Source organism: Streptomyces sp. H27-D2 (genome assembly GCF_035828615.1).
Classification (GTDB): domain Bacteria; phylum Actinomycetota; class Actinomycetes; order Streptomycetales; family Streptomycetaceae; genus Streptomyces.
This window is the reverse complement of the sequence record NZ_JAYMZR010000204.1, coordinates 1-1676: the sequence shown is the minus strand read 5'-3', so window position 1 is coordinate 1676 and position 1676 is coordinate 1. Positions and strand designations below refer to the sequence as shown.

The window sequence follows — 1676 nt, the reverse complement described above, 5'->3', positions numbered from 1 at the left end:
TCAGAAGCCGTATCTCAACCGATGATGGAACGTGCGGGTCGAACAGGGTTCCTGGCCGGGTGATCTTCCGGTGGTGTGCGCATGAAGGCAGGGCCTCTTGGTAGTTCGGGGATGCGAAACCAGCCGAACTGTCCCAGGAGGCCCTGTTGTCCTATGTGTACGCGGTCGCGCCGGTCGCTTTCAACTCGCCTGCCGTGTCGTGCGATTGTCTCGCCCACACGTACGGCAACGCAGCCGATCATCCGGAACGGACACCGTGCTATCCGTCGGACATGTCGGATGCGGAGTGGGCGGCGGTGCGGCCGTTGCTGCCCACCCCGGCCTGGCTGGAGAAGAAGGGCGGGCGGCCCGAGGGTTACTGCCACCGCCAGATGTTGGACGCGATCCGCTACCTGGTGGCGGGCGGGATTCCCTGGCGGGCGATGCCGGTGGACTTCCCTCACTGGGCCCGGGTCTATGCCTTCTTTCGCCGGTGGCGTCAAAACGAGCTGGTCACGGAGTTCCATGACCGGCTGCGCGGGCAGGTCCGGGTGCGGGAGGGCCGGGAGGCGGAGCCGAGCGCGGGAATCATCGACGCGCAGTCGGTAAAGGGCGCCGCGACGGTGCCGGCCGCTTCACGCGGCTTCGACGGCGGCAAGATCATTAATGGGCGGAAGCGCCACGTGGTCACAGATTGCCTCGGCCTGCTCCTGGTCGTCGCGGTGACCGCCGCGAACGTCGGAGACCGCGAGGCAGCCGTGGGGTTGCTGGCCCGGCTGCGGTTGCTGCACAGGGAGATCACCCTGGTCTGGGCCGACGGCGGTTACACCGGCGGACTGGTCGGATGGTGCCGCGACAAGCTCGCGCTCACCCTCGAGATCGTGAAGCGCACCGATGACATGGAGGGGTTCGTCGTGCTGCCGCGACGGTGGGTGGTGGAGAGGACGCTGAGCTGGCTGATGCACTCCAGGCGTCTGGCCAGGGACTACGAAACCCTCCCGGCCACCAGCGAGGCGATGATCAGGTGGTCGATGATCACGCGGATGAGCCGCCGGCTGGCGAGGCCACGAGGCGTCGCCCGGCACTGAACATCCCCGACGCCTCCTGGAGCAACCACCCTCGCTCACCCAGGCGTTTCGCCTTCGAGCGCACCCCTTCGACCTTCGCGGGCACCGATGCGTCGAGCCCGAGAGCCGCCGCGATGTCCTTGGCCCGCATCGCCTCGCCACCCAGTCGGTCCTGCAGCACATTCAAGATCCGCTGGTTGTCCAGCGAGAGCACCGACACCGACAGTTCCTCCCGCCAGGGCGGCACGATCACACCCGGGACCGGCGCGGACACCGGCCCGGGACGAACGGCGGGCGCCACCTCTTCTCCGCCCTCGGCGTCCGTCGCCGTACTCTCGGCGGCGGACGCGGCCAGGGCCTCGATGAGTTCCTCTCGTGCGATCACCCGCCGGTCCAGCTCGACCTCGCCGGCCTCCAGGGCCGCGGCCGCACGGGCCGCGTCCTCCCGCAGGACCTCCACCCGCTCGCGAGCGGAAGCCTCCCGCGCCTCCAGCAACCCCAACATCGACGTCATCGCAGACCCCTCGACGATCACACGGAAACAAGACGCGGGATCTCTCCCTCCCCCGAACGAAACCATGCCTGACCAGCGAAAACTCAACGGCCGCGTTCGGTTGAGATACGGCTACT

Annotated in this window: 2 protein-coding genes; one reads left to right on the top strand and one right to left on the bottom strand. The window is 68.2% G+C overall.

The window, feature by feature from the left end; all coding sequences use genetic code 11:
• Window positions 1–272 precede the first annotated feature (272 nt).
• The gene (locus QMK28_RS33885) at window positions 273–1067 is read left to right on the top strand and encodes an IS5 family transposase (protein WP_326443534.1); all 795 of its coding nucleotides are present in this window, start codon (window positions 273–275) and stop codon (window positions 1065–1067) included.
• Here QMK28_RS33885 and QMK28_RS33880 read toward each other — a convergent pair.
• Entirely contained in the window at window positions 1015–1626 is a 612-nt protein-coding gene (locus QMK28_RS33880) for a hypothetical protein (RefSeq protein WP_326443533.1), read from the bottom strand. The two genes, QMK28_RS33885 and QMK28_RS33880, sit on opposite strands and share 53 nt — an antisense overlap.
• Window positions 1627–1676: the final 50 nt, after the last annotated feature.

Bases quoted from the DNA above. Each gene is read 5' to 3' on its own strand.
- QMK28_RS33885 (WP_326443534.1), top strand. From the start codon at position 273: ATGTCGGATGCGGAGTGGGCGGCGGTGCGGCCGTTGCTGCCCACCCCG.
- QMK28_RS33880 (WP_326443533.1), bottom strand. From the start codon at position 1,626: ATGGTTTCGTTCGGGGGAGGGAGAGATCCCGCGTCTTGTTTCCGTGTG.